The organism is Achromobacter sp. K91 (genome assembly GCF_003576205.1).
Taxonomy (GTDB): Bacteria; Pseudomonadota; Gammaproteobacteria; order Burkholderiales; family Burkholderiaceae_B; genus Achromobacter; species Achromobacter aegrifaciens.
The window spans coordinates 58,923-74,588 of sequence record NZ_QWFB01000056.1 but is presented as its reverse complement, the minus strand read 5'-3'; the positions used below and the strand labels follow the sequence as shown (position 1 = coordinate 74,588).

15 protein-coding genes are annotated in these 15,666 nt (G+C 64.5%); 5 read left to right on the top strand and 10 right to left on the bottom strand.

Annotation, left to right across the window (positions count from 1 at the left end; genetic code table 11):
• Window positions 1-115: 115 nt before the first annotated feature.
• Window positions 116-1,105, bottom strand: coding sequence for a tripartite tricarboxylate transporter substrate binding protein (locus tag DXK93_RS27175; RefSeq protein ID WP_119451715.1), 990 nt, complete (start codon window positions 1,103-1,105; stop codon window positions 116-118).
• A gap of 121 nt (window positions 1,106-1,226) precedes the next feature.
• Complete coding sequence (locus DXK93_RS27170; protein ID WP_119451714.1) at window positions 1,227-2,042, bottom strand: LysR family transcriptional regulator; 816 nt, start codon at window positions 2,040-2,042, stop codon at window positions 1,227-1,229.
• 112 nt (window positions 2,043-2,154) lie between these two features.
• Between DXK93_RS27170 and DXK93_RS27165 the strand changes: the two genes are divergently transcribed.
• The gene (locus tag DXK93_RS27165) at window positions 2,155-2,889 is read left to right on the top strand and encodes an SDR family oxidoreductase (protein WP_199728337.1); all 735 of its coding nucleotides are present in this window, start codon (window positions 2,155-2,157) and stop codon (window positions 2,887-2,889) included.
• Window positions 2,890-2,917: 28 nt separating this feature from the next.
• Here DXK93_RS27165 and gstA read toward each other — a convergent pair whose 3' ends face one another.
• Window positions 2,918-3,523 (bottom strand): glutathione transferase GstA, encoded by a 606-nt coding sequence (gene gstA, locus DXK93_RS27160; protein WP_119451713.1) that lies wholly within the window; start codon window positions 3,521-3,523, stop codon window positions 2,918-2,920.
• A 96-nt stretch (window positions 3,524-3,619) separates the two neighbouring features.
• On the opposite strand from gstA, the gene DXK93_RS27155 reads away from it, so the two are divergent.
• Together DXK93_RS27155 and DXK93_RS27150 are read left to right on the top strand one after the other, a co-directional pair.
• Window positions 3,620-4,528, top strand: a complete 909-nt coding sequence (locus DXK93_RS27155; RefSeq protein WP_054458891.1) for a LysR family transcriptional regulator — start codon at window positions 3,620-3,622, stop codon at window positions 4,526-4,528.
• Between the two features lie 120 nt (window positions 4,529-4,648).
• On the top strand, window positions 4,649-5,494 hold the full coding sequence (locus DXK93_RS27150) for a DMT family transporter (RefSeq protein ID WP_119451712.1): 846 nt from the start codon (window positions 4,649-4,651) through the stop codon (window positions 5,492-5,494).
• Between the two features lie 15 nt (window positions 5,495-5,509).
• Here the strand turns inward: DXK93_RS27150 and DXK93_RS27145 are convergent, their stop codons facing one another.
• Entirely contained in the window at window positions 5,510-6,184 is a 675-nt protein-coding gene (locus DXK93_RS27145; RefSeq protein WP_119451711.1) for a flavin reductase family protein, read from the bottom strand.
• Window positions 6,185-6,289: 105 nt separating this feature from the next.
• Between DXK93_RS27145 and DXK93_RS27140 the strand changes: the two genes are divergently transcribed.
• Window positions 6,290-6,925 carry a TetR/AcrR family transcriptional regulator gene (locus DXK93_RS27140; protein ID WP_125470277.1) on the top strand — a complete coding sequence of 212 codons (636 nt, stop codon included), beginning with the start codon at window positions 6,290-6,292 and terminating at the stop codon, window positions 6,923-6,925.
• A 6-nt stretch (window positions 6,926-6,931) separates the two neighbouring features.
• Here DXK93_RS27140 and DXK93_RS27135 read toward each other — a convergent pair whose 3' ends face one another.
• The 3 genes from DXK93_RS27135 to DXK93_RS27125 all read right to left on the bottom strand — a co-directional run bounded on the left by DXK93_RS27135 (window position 6,932) and on the right by DXK93_RS27125 (window position 10,077).
• Window positions 6,932-8,107, bottom strand: coding sequence for a serine hydrolase (locus DXK93_RS27135; protein ID WP_119451709.1), 1,176 nt, complete (start codon window positions 8,105-8,107; stop codon window positions 6,932-6,934).
• An 85-nt stretch (window positions 8,108-8,192) separates the two neighbouring features.
• Window positions 8,193-8,768: a cupin domain-containing protein gene (locus DXK93_RS27130; RefSeq protein WP_119451708.1), complete on the bottom strand. Its 576-nt coding sequence runs from the start codon at window positions 8,766-8,768 to the stop codon at window positions 8,193-8,195.
• Between the two features lie 178 nt (window positions 8,769-8,946).
• Window positions 8,947-10,077 carry an FUSC family protein gene (locus DXK93_RS27125; protein ID WP_054458887.1) on the bottom strand — a complete coding sequence of 377 codons (1,131 nt, stop codon included), beginning with the start codon at window positions 10,075-10,077 and terminating at the stop codon, window positions 8,947-8,949.
• 189 nt (window positions 10,078-10,266) lie between these two features.
• On the opposite strand from DXK93_RS27125, the gene DXK93_RS27120 reads away from it, so the two are divergent.
• The gene (locus DXK93_RS27120) at window positions 10,267-10,734 is read left to right on the top strand and encodes a MarR family winged helix-turn-helix transcriptional regulator (protein WP_054458885.1); all 468 of its coding nucleotides are present in this window, start codon (window positions 10,267-10,269) and stop codon (window positions 10,732-10,734) included.
• Window positions 10,735-10,762: 28 nt separating this feature from the next.
• Here the strand turns inward: DXK93_RS27120 and DXK93_RS27115 are convergent, their stop codons facing one another.
• The 3 genes from DXK93_RS27115 to DXK93_RS27105 are packed head-to-tail and all read right to left on the bottom strand — an operon-like array spanning window position 10,763 to window position 15,615.
• Window positions 10,763-12,079, bottom strand: coding sequence for an MFS transporter (locus tag DXK93_RS27115; protein ID WP_119451707.1), 1,317 nt, complete (start codon window positions 12,077-12,079; stop codon window positions 10,763-10,765).
• A gap of 60 nt (window positions 12,080-12,139) precedes the next feature.
• On the bottom strand, window positions 12,140-15,097 hold the full coding sequence (locus DXK93_RS27110; RefSeq protein ID WP_119451706.1) for a cytochrome c: 2,958 nt from the start codon (window positions 15,095-15,097) through the stop codon (window positions 12,140-12,142).
• A complete protein-coding gene (locus tag DXK93_RS27105; protein ID WP_119451705.1) occupies window positions 15,094-15,615 on the bottom strand; it encodes a (2Fe-2S)-binding protein in 522 nt (173 codons plus the stop codon). The genes DXK93_RS27110 and DXK93_RS27105 overlap by 4 nt, the downstream gene beginning before the upstream one ends.
• Window positions 15,616-15,666: the final 51 nt, after the last annotated feature.

Below are 15,666 nucleotides of genomic sequence, written 5' to 3'. Positions count from 1 at the left end.
CAAAAAGCCGTTGGCGTTTACCGTCAGCGGCTTTTTTCTTGTTCGACTTGGGCACGGACCGCTGTAAACAATCTTGGGGTGCTGACAGTCCTGTGCCCAGTTCCGCGCGAGTCGATCAATTAACCGTCACGCCCGCCTCGCGCACCACATCGCCCCACAAAGAAATCTCCTTCACGATCTGATCGCGAAAGTCCTTCGGGCTACCCGGCGCGGCCTCTTCCCCTGTCGCCTTCAGACGATCAGCCATCTCAGGCATGACAACAGCCGCATTGATCGCGGCGTTGAGCTTGGCCTGCACCTGCGGCGGCACGCCCTTGGGCGCGATGATGCCGTACCACACCGTCACGTCATACGGCACGCCAGCCTCGCGCACCGTCGGGATGTCCGGCGCCGAGGACACGCGCTGCGGCAAGGTCACGGCCAGCACCTTCAGGCGCTTGTCCTCGCGGTAAGGCAGGGTCGAGCCGGCCGTGGTCAGCATCGCGTTGACCTGGCCTGAGACCGTGTCCGTCAGAGCCGGCGCGGACCCTTTGTACGGGATATGGACCATGGTGATACCGGCCGTCTTCAAGAAGGCCTCCATCGCCAGATGCGATATGCCGCCCGTGCCGGACGATGCATAAGTCAACCCGCCGGGCTTCTTCTTGGCCAGAGCCACCAGATCGCCCAAGCTATCCGCCGGCACGCTGGGATTGACCGATACGAAGAACGGCGCACGCGCGATCATGCCGATCGGCGTCATGTCCTCGACCGGATCGAACGGCAGCTTGTACAGGCTGGGGTTGACGGAATAGCTATTGGAAATCAAGGTCAGGGTGTAGCCATCGGGCGCTGCCTTCAGGCCCTGCTCCACACCCAGCTTGCCGCCTGCGCCGGGGCGGTTCTCCACCACCACGGGCTGCTTCAGGCCATCGGACAGCAGCTGCCCCAGAAGACGCGCGATCCCGTCATTGCCGCCTCCGGCGGCAAAGGGCACGATCAGTTTGATCGGCTGCGAAGGGTAGTCATCCGCCTGCGCATTGGAAACCGATGCGGTAAACGCCACGGCAGCCAGCGTCATCCCCAGTACCGCCTTGCCCAGCTTGGCGCCGGATCGCGTTGTCATAGTTATCTCCTCCCTGATCGGCCGCAGCGCGGCCATGTTTATTGGCGAAAGGCGCAAGACTACAACTTAACGAGTGAAGTTGCAGGCTGGCCCAGCCTATCGATGGCGTTGAAAGGCTTCTCTATGTTGTATGCCTGGCCCGGACCGCAGGATCCGCGAGCCGCTCCACCAGCGTTGCCACCACCGACTTGTCCAACGATTGCACTGCATAGCAAAGTCCGATGCGCCGCGACATCTCCAGTCCTTCCAGCGGCCTGATCGCCACGCCGGCCTGGCTACGGGCGAGGGATTCCGGCGCCACGCACATGCCCGCGCCGGCGGCCGTCAACGCCAAGGCCAGGCGCAGCGATCCGGCGTGCGTGGCCGGCGTATTTGCACCGGCGCCATAGAAGGGCAGCAGGCGCTGATGCGTCGGGTGGCTCGGGCACACAATCCACGGCAATGCCGCGTCGGCGCCGCTGCCCGCGGGCAGGGCCAGCACATAGGGGTCGACGGACAGCGGCAAGAACAGCTCGTCCTCGCAACGCTCGTCTTCGGTCGCCAGTCGGGCATCGCCCTGGCATCCTTCAAGCAGATTCACGAAAAGCCCCGGCACGACTTCCTGTGCCGCGCGCATGAAGGCCGCGATGTCCGGCCCTGCGATATCCGCCTCCACGCCGATCTCGATGCGCGACGCAGACGAACCATGGCGGAACTGATGCGTCATCGAGTCCGTCTGCGACAGGATGCGCCGCGCCTGTGGATACAGGATGCGGGCGTCCTCCGTCACGGCCACGCCCCGCGCCTGGCGTGCGAACAATTGCGTGCCCAGCAAGTCCTCCAGGCTCTTGATCGTGCCGGACAGAGCCGGCTGGCTCAGGTGCAGGCGACGGGCGGCGGCCGTGATGTTGCGCTCTTCGAAGACGGCGACAAAGGCCTTGAGCTGGCGGCTATCCATAAGATTTTCCGATTTCTTCCAAAGGAATAAACCATTTCTCAGGGAGAATCCCCGGGAATAGAATGATTTCCGATCACTCAAGCATACATAAAACCGATATCAGGAGCCCACCATGTCAACCATGAAGAAACCGCTGGTCATCATCACGGGCGCCAGTTCCGGCATCGGCCTGGCCACCGCCGGCCTGTTCTCGGCTCACGGCCACCCGCTACTGCTGCTGGCCCGCCGGCTGGAAAAAATGCAGGCGCTGAACCTGCCCGACACCCTGGCGCTGTCCGTGGACGTGACCGACCGCGCCGCGCTGGCCGCCGCCGTGCAGCAAGGCGAAGCGCGCTTCGGGCCGGCCGATGCGCTCATCAACAATGCGGGCGTCATGCTGTTGGGCGACATCACGCGCCAGGACCCGGACCAATGGGACCGGATGCTGGACGTGAATGTGAAAGGCGTGTTGAACGGCGTCCATGCGGTCGCGGCCGGCATGGTCCAACGCAAGCGCGGCAGCATCATCAACATCAGTTCAGTGGCCGGGCGCAAGACCTTTCCCAATCACGTGGCTTACGTGGGCACCAAGTTCGCCGTGCACGGCCTCTCGGAAAACCTGCGCGAGGAACTGTCGGCGCACAACGTGCGCGTGACCACCATCGCGCCGGGCGCCGTGGAAACCGAGCTGCTGGGCCATACCACCGATGCGGACATCAAGACGGGCTACGAGGCCTGGAAGGCCGAGATGGGCGGCAAGGTGCTGGCCGCCGAGGACGTGGCCAACGCCATCCACTACGCCTATGCGCAGCCGGACGGGGTTTGCGTGCGGGAAATCGTGCTGGCGGCCACGCGCCAACAGGCCTAATGCATCCGTTGCCGTGGCCGCATGACGTTCAACCCTGCGCCTCTGCGCGCAGCGCGGCCCGCACCGCAGGGCGCTCTCCGATGCGGGCCGCGTATGCCGCCAGGGAAGGCCAGCGATCCAGGTCGGTCGCGAAGAACCTGCACCACCCCAGCACGGTAAACAGATAGGCATCGGCCACGCTGAACTGCTCGCCCATCAAGTAGGTGCTTTCGGCCAGGGTGCCGTCCAGGTAGTCGAAGCGCTTGAAGAGCCGTTCGCGGAAATGCGCCTTGGCGGCTTCGGGCAAGGCCGACTGGAACAAGGGCGCCGATCCTGCGTGGATCTCGCTGGTTAGGAAGTTCAGCCATTCCTGCAGCCGCGTGCGTTCGCGCGTGCCATTGGGTGGCGCCAGCTGCATGCCAGGACGCAGGTCGGCCAGGTACTGGACGATGGCCGGCCCTTCAGTGAGCACATCGCCATCTACCAGTTCCAGCGCGGCGACATAGCCTTTGGGATTGATGGTGCGGAAATCGCGGCCGTCCGCGGTCTGCTTGGTCTGGTTGTTCACCTTGACCAGTTCGAAGGGCAATTCAAGTTCGCGCAAGACGATGTGCGGCGACAGCGAGCAGGTATGCGGGGCGTAGTAGAGCTTCATGGCATCTCCGGGAAACAACAGAGGGCAGTCTCTCGCGCCACGGTGCATCAGTAAAATTAATGCTCTAATTCCTTATCATTAGCTCAGCTACTTAATATGTTGAACCTGGGACATTGGCGCCTGCTCGTCGCGACGGCCGACACGGGCAACATCTCCCGCGCCGCCGAGCGCGTGGGCATCACCCAGTCCGGCGCCAGCCAGGCCATTGCGCAGCTGGAAGCGTCGCTGGGGCTCCAGGTCTTCACCCGTTCCCGCAAGGAAGTGGCGGTAACGGCGCTGGGCGAACAGGTCATCGATCACGCCCGCGCGATGCTGTCTCACCTGGAGTCCATCCGCGCCCTGGCCGACGACAGCCAGGGACTGAGCCAAGGCCGCATTCGGCTGGGCAGCTTTCCCTCGGTCATCTCGACGCTGCTGCCGCCCCTGCTGCACGGCTTCCGGCTGCGCCACCCCGGCATCGAGGTGGTGGCCTTGGAGGGCACGGATGAAGAGGTCGAGGAATGGCTGTCGCGCGGCGCCATCGATCTGGGCGTGGTGATGAACCCCGCAACGCAAAGGCAAGCCCTGATCCTGGGCCGCGATCGCTGGATGGCGCTGCTGCCGGGCATGCATGCGCTCAGCCGCCGCGCGTCGTCGCGGGGCGTCGCACTGGCCGAGCTGGCCGATGAACCGTTCATTCTCGCGACCGGCGGCTGCGCCGTGAATGGCCTGAGCCTGGCGCGCAAGGCCGGACTGGAACTCAACGACATCCGCGTCACGGTCCGCGACTGGGCCAGCGCCTGCGCGCTGGTGCGCGAGGGCATGGGGGTCGCGGTGGTTCCCGAGTCCACGCTGCCCGCGGACATGCGCCAGTTGCGCGCCTTGCCGCTGAGCCCGGCGGCGCGCCGGGAGTTCGGGCTGGTGCGCTCTGCCGCTGGACGGCAATCCGCGGCAGTGGGCGCGCTGTGGCAGCATGCCGCCCATGCCCTCAGCTCAAAAGCTTCGGCCAAAGTACGTACCCACTGAGACGAATCGCACGCGTATCCCAACCGCCAGCCGAAACTCCGCGCTACGATCTGATCATCGTTCCATCCCGCTTTTTCCGGACACGATCGCCGAAGCGCTGCCCAAGGGAAACACCGCGCCATGACACCCCGCCTGTACGCGCTCACCCTGCTCTCCATGCTTGCCTTCGCCGGCAACTCGCTGCTGTGCCGCCTTGCGCTCAAGCAGACCGCGATCGATCCAGCCACCTTCGTCGCCATCCGCATCGCTTCCGGCGCATTGGTGCTGTGGCTGGTGTTGCGCCTGCGCAAGCCGACGAAGGCGCTGGAAGGCAATTGGCATGGTGCGTTGGCGCTGCTGGCCTATGCCGTGGCCTTCGCCTATGCGTACACCCAGATCCCGGCTGGCACGGGCGCCTTGCTGCTGTTCGCGTCGATCCAGATCAGCATGATCCTGTACGGATTCTTCATCGGCGAGAGGCTGAGCATCACGCAGGGGCTGGGCATAGGCCTGGCGGTGGCCGGCCTGGTGATCCTGATGTTGCCCAGCGTCAGCGCCCCGCCGTTGTTCCACGCCTTGCTGATGATCGCGGCCGGCGTCGCGTGGGGCGCCTATTCGCTGCTGGGCCGCAGCGCCAGGGACGCGGCCTCGGCGACGGCGGGCAACTTCATCCGCGCCACCCCTGTCGCATTGTTGCTATTCCTGCTGCACGGGCTGAGCTCACGCGTGGGCTACGACGCTGCGGGCGTGGCATATGCTGTGGCTTCCGGCGCGGTGACCTCGGGCCTGGGCTATGTCGTCTGGTATGCGGCGCTCAAAGGCCTGAAAGTGACTCACGCCGCCACCGTGCAGCTCAGCGTGCCAGTGTTGACGGCATTTGGCGGGACCCTGTTCCTGGATGAGCCCGTGACCGGAATCCTGGTGACGGCGTCGGTGCTGATCCTGCTCGGCATCGCGTTGGTGGTGCTGGTCAAGCGGCCGGCCTGACGGCGCGATGCCTCGCTAATCGCCTGCCTGCCGTTCCAGGTAGGCGCTGGCGTCTCCGTCGCGCTTCATCGCATCCCATTGTTCCACGCTGGGCGTGCCGACCTGAAAGGCCGACCCGATACGGCCATACCAACCAGGGTTCTGCATCCGCGCGATCAAATCCATGGGATTCGGATCGAAATGCATGCGCTCGGCATTGAGCACGGCGGCATCCATCACATGGACGGCCAGCACGTCTGCAAGCACCAGGCTGCGCACCCCATCGATGTCGAACAGCTCGCGCACCCGGCATTCGAAAGACGCGGGGCTGTCCTCGATACGAGGCGGCTGCACCAGCCGCGACGCAGCCAGACACAACTGGGCCTCGGCGGATTCGTCCACTTTTGGTTCGAATTCGATGGAGGTGGCCACCATGCGATGCACCAACGCCCCGGAAACAAGGTTCACCACAAACTGGCGGGTCGTGGCGATGTTGTGCGCCGTGTCCTTCGGACGGCCATCCTTCTTTCCGATGCAGACGCAAAGCAGCGGCGGGTTCCCGGAGATCACGTTAAAGAAGGAAAAGGGCGCGGCGTTGACGTTTCCTTCGGGGTCGGTGGATGTGATCCATGCGATCGGCCGCGGAAGCACGGTCGAATGCATGATTTTGCTGCGTTGATCGCCGCTGAGTTCGGCCATGGGAAAGTACATGTTTTCTCCTGATCGTTTAATCCCGATCCCGTCGCCCTTGCTCGCGCGATGCCGTTCCCCCTGGGGAAATCCACTACAATTTGAAGCATCAAAGAGGAGCTTCAATTGACCAAGGAAACGCGGCGCCGGGACAGGATATTCCTAGCCGCAGAGTCGCTATTTGCCCTCCACGGATACAACGGCGTGTCCATACGAGACATCTCGAAGTCGGCTGACGTGAATTCGGCGCTAGTCCAGTACTACTTCGGTACCAAAGAATCTCTTTACAGAAGCATTTTTGAGCAACGCTACCGCTCGGTGACCGACGAGCGGCTGTCCAGAATCGAACTGATCTCCCCCGATAAAGACAAGCGGGCCTGGACTCATGCCCTGGTGCAAGTCTGGGTGGCGCCTTCGCTGCTGCTGACGAAAAAACGCGGCGGCGCGCGCTTCATCCGCCTGCTTGCCCGCGAATACTATGACCCCGAGAGCGAACAGCGCGGCATCATCAAGGAGTACTTCGATCCTTCGGCCCGCGTGTTCATCGGCAAGCTGCGCCAGGTGTTTCCACAGGCATCGAATTCGGACATCGCTTACGCCTATCAATCGATGATTACCTTGCTGCTGACGCTGGGCGTGAGCGCACGGCAAGCCATCAGATTGTCCGAAGGCGATGCGGCCAAGAACCTGGAGCAACGCGTCGCCTATATCGTGGACTTCGTTGCGGCGGGCGTGTTCGAGTCGCTGTCCCGGTCCAGCTGACGGCACTCAACCAGGCAGGTTGTCCAAAATTCCACAGATCAGTTCCTCCGCGCCCGCCAGGGTCTTCAGCGCCAGGGGATTGGCGAATGGCAACATCTGCATCATCACCTGCACGGCCACGCCTCGTTTCTGATCAATCCAGAAGAACGTATTGGCGGCGCCCGCCCATCCCACGCTGCCCGCCGAGCGCCCGGCGGCGCCGACCTGCAAATTGACCAATCCGCCTAGCGCCCATCCGCTTTCCGCGCCGGCATGCAGGTCGACGTCGGCCGCAACGCGAGGCATCGCAGTACGCAGGATGCCGATGTGCGTCCCGCTTACCTGAGGCTGCAGCAACAGGGCTACCGTTTCAGTGCGCAGTATCCGCCGCCCTGCCAGCTCGCCGCCTCGCAGCAGCGCCGTCAGCAGCTTGGAGAAATCATCTTCGGTTCCGTACAGCCCGGATCCGCCCATGAACGTCTCGGGCGTGGGGAATGATCGCTCTACTGGAGCCATCGCGCCCGTGTCATCCCTGGACATGAGATCGACCATTCGTTCACGCATGGAGGCGTTTACGAGGAAACTCGTGTCGCGCATCTCCAGCGGTTGAAAGATCGCTTCCTGAAAGTAATCCTCCAGCGTTTTCCCGGAAACGCGCTCGACGATTTGGCCAGCCCAATCCAGGCCTATCCCATACATCCAGCTGGTTCCTGGATCGAACACCAGCGGCAAGGCCAACGATTCGATCTTGCCGCTGCCCGGCATGGGTATGCCGCGCTGACTTATGTAGCGCGCAATATCGTTTTGCCAGATGGGATATGCCAGACCGGACTGGTGCGTCATCAACTGGCGTAGCGTGATCGGGCTTGCCGCGGGCCGAAGCGCCGGCTCCTGCCCGCTAAACCCTTCGAGCACGCTCGGCGACGCCAGCTCAGGCAACCATGTGGCAACCGGCGCGTCCCATTGCAACAAGTCCCGCTCCCAAAGCTGGAGAACGGCGATGGCAGTCACCAGCTTGCTCATCGATGCCAGCCAGTAAACCGCTGGCGCCTCGGACGACCGGGTTGGGGAACCGTCGGCTCCTTGTTGCCGGGATCCTCGGTAAATGAGCCCGTCGGGCCCGACCACCGCCGCCGCGAGTTGCGGCACTCCCCAGGAGACGGCATCTTCAATGTAACTATCCAGCTCAGGCCAGCGCGCCATGGTTTCCTCAGTATTGTTTGCCGGTGTTTCAAAGGCCGTCTCGATGCACGCTTTCGGGCGGCATTGAAACGGCGAGAACCCCAGCTCAGTTGATCAGCAGGTTGCCGCGGTCATCGACCGAAAGCCCGGTGTCCCGCGCCTCGACGATCACGGACGGATGCCAATCCACGCGCCCGGCATCGGGGCCGCCGACGATCGCCATCAACAGCGAATTCTGGTCGTCGTTGGCGCTGCGGAATCCGCGGAAGACGCCGGGCGGCACGGCCACGAGGTCGCCCTGGTTCAAGAGGATGGATCGCTCCTCATCTCCCTCCAACCACACCACGCGCCACGCACCGCTTATCGCCACGAATATTTCTTCCGTGGGATGGCGATGCAGGGCTGCTCCATCGCCGCGACGCACGCCGCGCACGTAGGCGATTGCGAAGCCATGCGCGCCACCGGCGAGTTTCGGCGCCAGGGCGGACTCCTTGACGTTCTCGGTCACACCCATTCCGATCACGTTGATGATTTCCCGCTGATACCGCGGAATGCGCTGATCGAGAAAACAGAGATCGGACCCTTCCTCGTTTTCCGCGCGGAATACGCAATCGCGTTCCATCGCCTCCACCGGTACGACGGGAACGGTTTCACCCAGGAACCTGCTGTCCATGTATGCCATGTTGTCTCCTCTTTTTTACACGACTGTGTAAAACGAACTATAGGGACTGGCCCAACGGGTGTCAACAGCAATGCGGCCCGGGAAAACGCGCAGGCGGGACCCCTCGCCCGGCTCGCGTAGCGCGGGGGCGGATCCGTGGATCAGGCGGAGATGAAACGGGGCGTAGCGGCTGGCGCCGTCAGTTCACGCGCTTGGGCAGCACCGCCCGCATCCAGCGCGACAGGCGCGGCCGGATGCGCTGGTTGTGCAGCAGCACGGCGCCCACGGCGCCGATGAACGCGCCGACCACCGTATCCAGGAAGCGAGCCTCGATGACGGCCGCGGGATAGCCCTGTCCCAGGTGCGGCGCCTCGGCCAGGAAGATCGTCAAGGGCGTGATCAGCACCACGGCGCTGGCGTAATGGCGCACCACCAGCGTTTCTATGCCGAACGACAGCGCCATCATCACCAGGCTCAAGGTCCATACGTTCAGCGGCAGGCTCAACAAGGCCCATGCCACGCACAAGCCCACGGCGGTGCCCAGGATGCGATGCAGCTGACGGTTCCAGGCCGCCATCAGGGTCGCGCCCTGAATGATCGCCAAACAGCTGACGGGCACCCAGTAAGGCCGGGGCAGTTGCAACAACTCGGCCACCAACAGCGACACGCCCACGAACAGGCCAATGATTACGGAGTCGTAGACCACGAAGTCGAACGTGGGCCTGGGCAACGCGGTTTCGGGCGGCGGCGGCGCGACCCGCGTCATGTGCAGGGAATACACAAACGCCACCAGGCACGCGACCAGGCTGCCCAAGGCCACCATGCCGACACGTGTGGGGATTTCTTCCACGCTCCCCGGCGTGTAGGCCGCGATCGCAGTCGCCATGATGTAGAACAGGCTGCCCGGCGGCCCCAGCCGGTAGCAGCGGCAGACCATGTTCACCACCATGGCGATGAAGGTCAACGCCACCAGCATGACAGCAGGCCAGAACTGCGTCAGCGCGCCCACCGCATAGCAGGCCACCATGCCGAAGGACGCCGCCAACAGCATCATCATGCGGTGCTGTAGCGAGGAATTGGGCAGGCTCAGGAACACCATGCCGCCCAGGCTCGACATCAGGCCGTAGTCCATGCGGCCGAAATAGGCACCCACCAGCAAGGGCAGCCCAGAGGACAGGGCCGCGGCCAGGGGCATTTCCCAGGGCCGGTCGCTGGCGTTGACCCGGATCAGTTCGCGCCACACGCCCAAAAGGCGCGCTTTTGCAAAGGCGAATGAACGCCAGGAATCGGGACGGCCGCCGCCGCCCTGCGGCTCATCGCTATTGTTCATGTACAGGCCCGATCGGAAATTCCATGCTTGCCATTGTCGCCGCCTGGCTGCAATGTGGATAGAGGCGGCAAGGACGCCCAACCGGCGGCATCACAGTAAAATCCGTGCTCAGTCCGTACGTTCAGCACGTCCAATGCGTGTGCCGTTGACAAAAATCATGATGCTCATTGCATTGCTTCGGATAGGCTTATGCGCAATATAAAAGGCAAGTCCTCGTCCAATACGGATGGCTATTTGTTTTCTGATCAAGTCGGTCACCTGCTGCGGCGCGTGTACCAGCGGCATACCGCCCTATTCCAGCAGTACATTCCCGATTCCCAACTCACCGCTGCGCAGTTCGTCGTGCTGTGTTCGGTGCGGGACAAGGGCGCGAGCTCGCTGGCCGATCTGGTCAAGGCCACGGTCATCGACCAGGCCACGGTGCGCGGCGTGGTCGACAGGCTCAAGCAGCGTGAACTGGTCCAGGTGGACCATGACCCCGTCGACCGCCGCAAAGTCGTCATCAACCTGACGCCCATCGGCCAGGAACTGGTGCAGCAGATGGAGCCGTTCGCCAAGCAGATCACGGAAAGCACGTACGGCAACCTGAATCCTGCCGAACGCCTGGCGCTGAACTATCTATTGACGAAAATGCTGAACGGCGACGAACAGGGTTGACTGTTCGCCGCCGTTCGTCAGGCAAAGGTCAGTCCAGCGCGCGGTTGCGCGATTCCACGTCGACAGACCAGATCGCGATGGCGCCTGCGACCAGCATGCTGGACAGCACGGCCAAGGACAGCGTGAAGTGGCTGGCCATGATGGGCGCGATGATGGCCGGCGCGAAAAGTCCGCCGAAACGCGCCACGGCTCCCGCCATGCCCATGCCGCTGGCACGCAGGTCGGTCGGATACACCTCCGGCGTGAACGCGTACAAGGCGCCCCACGTTCCCAGCAGCGAGAAACTCATCAGCAGGGTAGATCCGATCACCACGAACGGCGACGTGCCCAGGCTGTACAGCATGCATCCCACCGCGCTCAGCAACAGGAATCCGACCAGCGTGGGCTTGCGTCCCCAGCGCTCCACGCCGTAGGCGGACAGCGCGAAGCCGGGCAGTTGCACCAGCGCCAGCACCACCAGGAACTCCTGCCCGCGCATGAATGCGAAGCCTTCAGTGCTGAGCTTCACCGGCAGATAGACAAAAACGCCGTAGTACGCGATGGAGATCAGCGCCCATGCAAGGAACAGCCCGATACTGCGGCGCCGATAGTTGCCCGAGAACAGCGCGAACATGGACTTATGCACCGGCGTCTCGGGCTGCAAGTGGGGCATGTCCACATCGCGGCGGTTGACCCGCGCCACCCTTTCCAGCACCTTGCGCGCCCGGTCCGACTTGCCGTTGCGGTTCAAGTACATGGGAGATTCGGGGATATAGAAGCGCAAGGCCACCCCGACCAGCGCCGGCAGGCCGGTCACGAAGAAAATCACGCGCCATGCATCGTCGCCCCACGACGTCGCCGCCAGCGCCAGCAGCGCGAGAAGAATGGTGCCCACGGCCCAGAACGATTCCAGCAGCACCAGCCAGCGGCCGCGGCGGTCGCTGGGCAGGAACTCGGCCATCATCGTGTAGTCCACCGGTAGCGTGCCGCCCACGCCGATGCCGGTCAGGAAGCGCAGGAACAGCAGCCAGGTGAATTCAGGCGCAAAGGCCGACGCCACGCCGGCGCAAGCGTCGATGATCACCGCAATCATCAGGACAGGGCGGCGGCCAATGCGGTCGGCCATGCGTCCGAACACGAACGCGCCAATCAGCATGCCGATGAAGAAAAACGTGCCGCTTTGCAGTGCCTGCGGCACCGTAATGCCAAAGGTCTTGGCGATCGACGGCGCGCTGAAGCCGATCGACAGCACCTGCATGGCATCGGCCATCCAGACCAGGCCAAAAATCACGAATAGCCGATACTGGAACTTGCCGACGCCGGCCACCAAAATGGCCTTGTCCACTGAAACCAATGAAGCTGACATAGATGAAACCCCTTGTTGTGATCAACACAAACTGCCGCACGCGTTGTGGCCGCGCTTCCTTTAGTTCAGCTCCGCGTGCTCGCGCAGCTTGCTAATCGTGTTCGTCGTGTCTGGCCAGGCGTCTTTCCCTGGCGCGTGGCGTTCCCGCAAATAGCCGACCAGGTCCGCGATCTGTCTATCGTCAAGGCTGTCCTTGAATCCCGGCATGTAGCCCAGCTCGTCATTGGCCGGATTCTGGATGCCGTTAAGAATCACCTGGATCAGGTTGTCGGGCGTAGCGGCGTGCAGATTGGTGTTCGCGTTCAATTGGGGTTTCACGCCAAACAGCGTCGGGCCGCTGCCTGCCTCGTGACAGACCGCGCATGCGTTCTGGTAGACACGTTCGCCGTTTGCCCGCCGGCCCTGTAGGGATTGGATCGTGGCTGCGGCCGGCGCGGGAGCCGACGAGGCCTCAGCAGCTTTGGCCCCGGCAGCGCCCGCCGCTTGCGGCAGATCCAGCAAATACGTGGTGATGGCCCTTACGTCGCTGTCCGGCAGCTCGGCCAACCCCTGGATCACCGGCGCCATCGGACCCGCCGCCACACCGTGGCGGGGCGAGTACCCCGTGCGCAGATACTGGAACAATTCCTCTCCCGTCCAGGCCCGCGAGCCCGCAGCCAATTGGTTCAGCGCGGGTGCGGTCCAGCCCTCGGCCTCGCCGCCAGCCAGGTAATGCACGCCCGTCTTTTCCGCCCCCAGGCGGTTGCGCGGCGAGTGGCATGCCGCGCAGTGTCCGGCCCCCTGCACCAGATAGGCTCCCCGCAGCCACTCCGCGCTGCGCGACGCATCGGGCGTGAACGGCGTGGCGTCGTGAAACAACGCATTCCAGCCTGCCAGCAAGGGACGGAAACTGAAGGGGAAGGCCAGCTGCGTCTTTGGCGGCTCGGCGCGCACGGCGGGCTGCGACATCAGATAGCCGTACAGCGCCTGCATGTCGGCGTCGCTCAGCTTGGCGTAGGCCGTGTACGGAAAGGCCGGGTACAGCTGGCGCCCGTCCTGATGCACGCCTTGGCGCATGGCGCGCTCGAACGCCGTGTATGACCACCGGCCGATGCCTGTCTCGTTGTCGGGCGTGATGTTGGTGGTGTAGATCGTGCCGAATGGCGTGTCCAGCGCCAGGCCGCCGGCATTGGCCTTGCCGCCCGGCGCGGTGTGGCAGGCAATGCAATCGCCCGCGGCCGCCACCAGGCGACCGCGCTCGATCGCGCGTGACGAATACAGCGACACGTCGGGACCGGCCGTCAACGGCAGCGCCGGTTTGACAGGCCAGAGCGCGGCGGCCATGCCGGCGACGCCCGCCATGCCTGCCGCCAGCCAGACCCAGCCGCGCCTCAGCGGATTGCGCATGCGCTCGCGGCGACGGCTGGCGAGCGCCAGCCGCAACTGCTCGGAATCGAAAGGCGCCTGCCGCAGGCGCACGCCCGTTGCGTCCTGGATGGCGTTGGCAATGGCGGCTGCGGCGGGCAGCGTAACCACGCCATCCATGCCCAATTGTCCCTGGACCAACACGCCGTTCTCGGTTGCATCACGGCGCGACAGGCCATCGTGTCCTTCGTATAGGCTCAATGCGCCGTGCTGTTCGTCTTCGGCATCCGGCGCTCGACTGCGCCAGTCATCGAAGACTGGCGGCCCCGCCAGCAGGCGACGGGCATTGGCCAGCAGCCGGGGCGACTGATGCTCGATTGCCGCACATATCGGCGCGCCTTGGGCCTGCCGCAAGTGCTGACTGTCATGCCCGGCGACCACCCGCGTCACATCGACCTGACCGGTAAGAGGCTGTACGGTGACCTCGGCCACCCAGGCGCTCCATACCGTCCGCGCGGCGCCCGTCTCGTCCTCGCACTGCACCTGCGCCGTGGCGAAGCCTGTGCCGCGCAACGCGCCGATCCGCGGCGCGTCGTTGTCGTCCCTGGACAGCTCCGCCCGCTCCACCACCTGGCGCGCGAGTTCGAGCCCCGGTCCTTCGGGCAAATGCCGCAGGCGCCACGCGAGCGGTTCCTCGCCGCGGGCCAAAGCCTGCTCATGCCACAGGCTTTCCTGGGCAAACACTTGCGCCGCATTCAACTCGTCAACGCTGGCGCGCAAGGGGAGCGCCGCCCGAGTACCGGCCTGTACCGCGAAATCGCTGCGCACCGTCGCTTGGGCGGACGCGCGCGCGTGCCCGGGCTGGCTCAACAAGCGCGCCAGGCTCGGGCGCATGGCCCAGGATGCGTCCGCCCACAGGATCGCGGGCTGATCGCGAGTGCTCTCGACGCCAGGCGTCGTTGCATGCGGGTTCGAGGCAGGTTCCGGCGCTACCGCTGGTTGAGGGGCTTGCAACACCAGTTCGTCCGCAGCCTCTGCGCGGCAGGCCACGCAGACAGGCCGGCCCACGGCCTGCGACAGCAAGGCAGCGTCTGCAGCCGCATCCATCAGATCCAGCGGATGCGGCATGTTCTGGTGGACTGCGGTCGCACCATTGGCGTCAACAATGTTCAGCCGTATCGCCGCCTCGGGCAGCTGTAGCAAGGCCGCGAGCTCACGCCGCAGAATATGCTGCACGCCAGGCGCACACGCCGGCAGCCATACGCCTGCATACCCATCGACGCTCCAAGCCGTGACGCGAACGCCGGCTTGCGGCTCGGCCGACGGCAGGCGCAAGCCGTAACGGATCTGCTCCGAGCCGGACGTGGACATGCGTGTTGTCTCGCCCGCATCAGCCGATTGCCACACGGGGGCCAACTCTGCCGCGGCTTGCCGGGCATACAGCAGGGTCACCGCAACCACGCCGATGAACTGCGCACGCTGCGTCGTCGCCACCACGCCAGCCAGGGCTCCGGCCTCTGCCAGTCTCGCGCTCAGCAGCCGGCTGCCGCGATAGCGCACGCCGTCCCACGCCAGTTCAGGCGGCCGCAGCGCAATGCCATGCAATATGTCGGCGGGTAAAACCGTCGGCAGGCCGCCATTTGCCGGCGGGGCCCCGAAAACGTGCGCGCTCATGGGGCGGGATCGTCCGCGACGCCAGCCGTGCGCAATTGCACGGCGCGCACGGCCGCCTGCATGATCTCTACATGGGTGCCGCAGCGGCACAGGTTGTGGTGCAACTCGCTGCGCAATGCTGCTTCAGTGGGGCAGGGATTGCGCCGCAGCAGCGCCTCCACCGTCATGATCATCCCGTTCAGGCAGTAACCGCATTGCGCCGCCTGACACTCGATGAAGGCTTGCTGGGTTGGCCCGGGCCGTTGCCGCGTACCCAGGCCCTCCAGCGTGGTGATCGCACGCCCAAGCGCGGCCTTGACTGGAATCACGCAGGACCGCGCCGCCACGCCATCTATCAACACTGTGCAGGCCCCGCACTCACCCAGGCCACAGCCGTACTTCGGGCCATTGAGTTCGAGATCATTGCGCAGCACGTGCAGCAGCGCCGTGCCGGGCGCAGCCGGCACATCGTGCGCGCATCCATTCACCATCAGGCGGATCGGCTGCGGGGCGCTGCTTGGATAGACGGTGGATCCCATGGGCGTGGCACGTGGCTGAGTTTGAAAGGTAGGAAGGTTGCCGCTACGCAG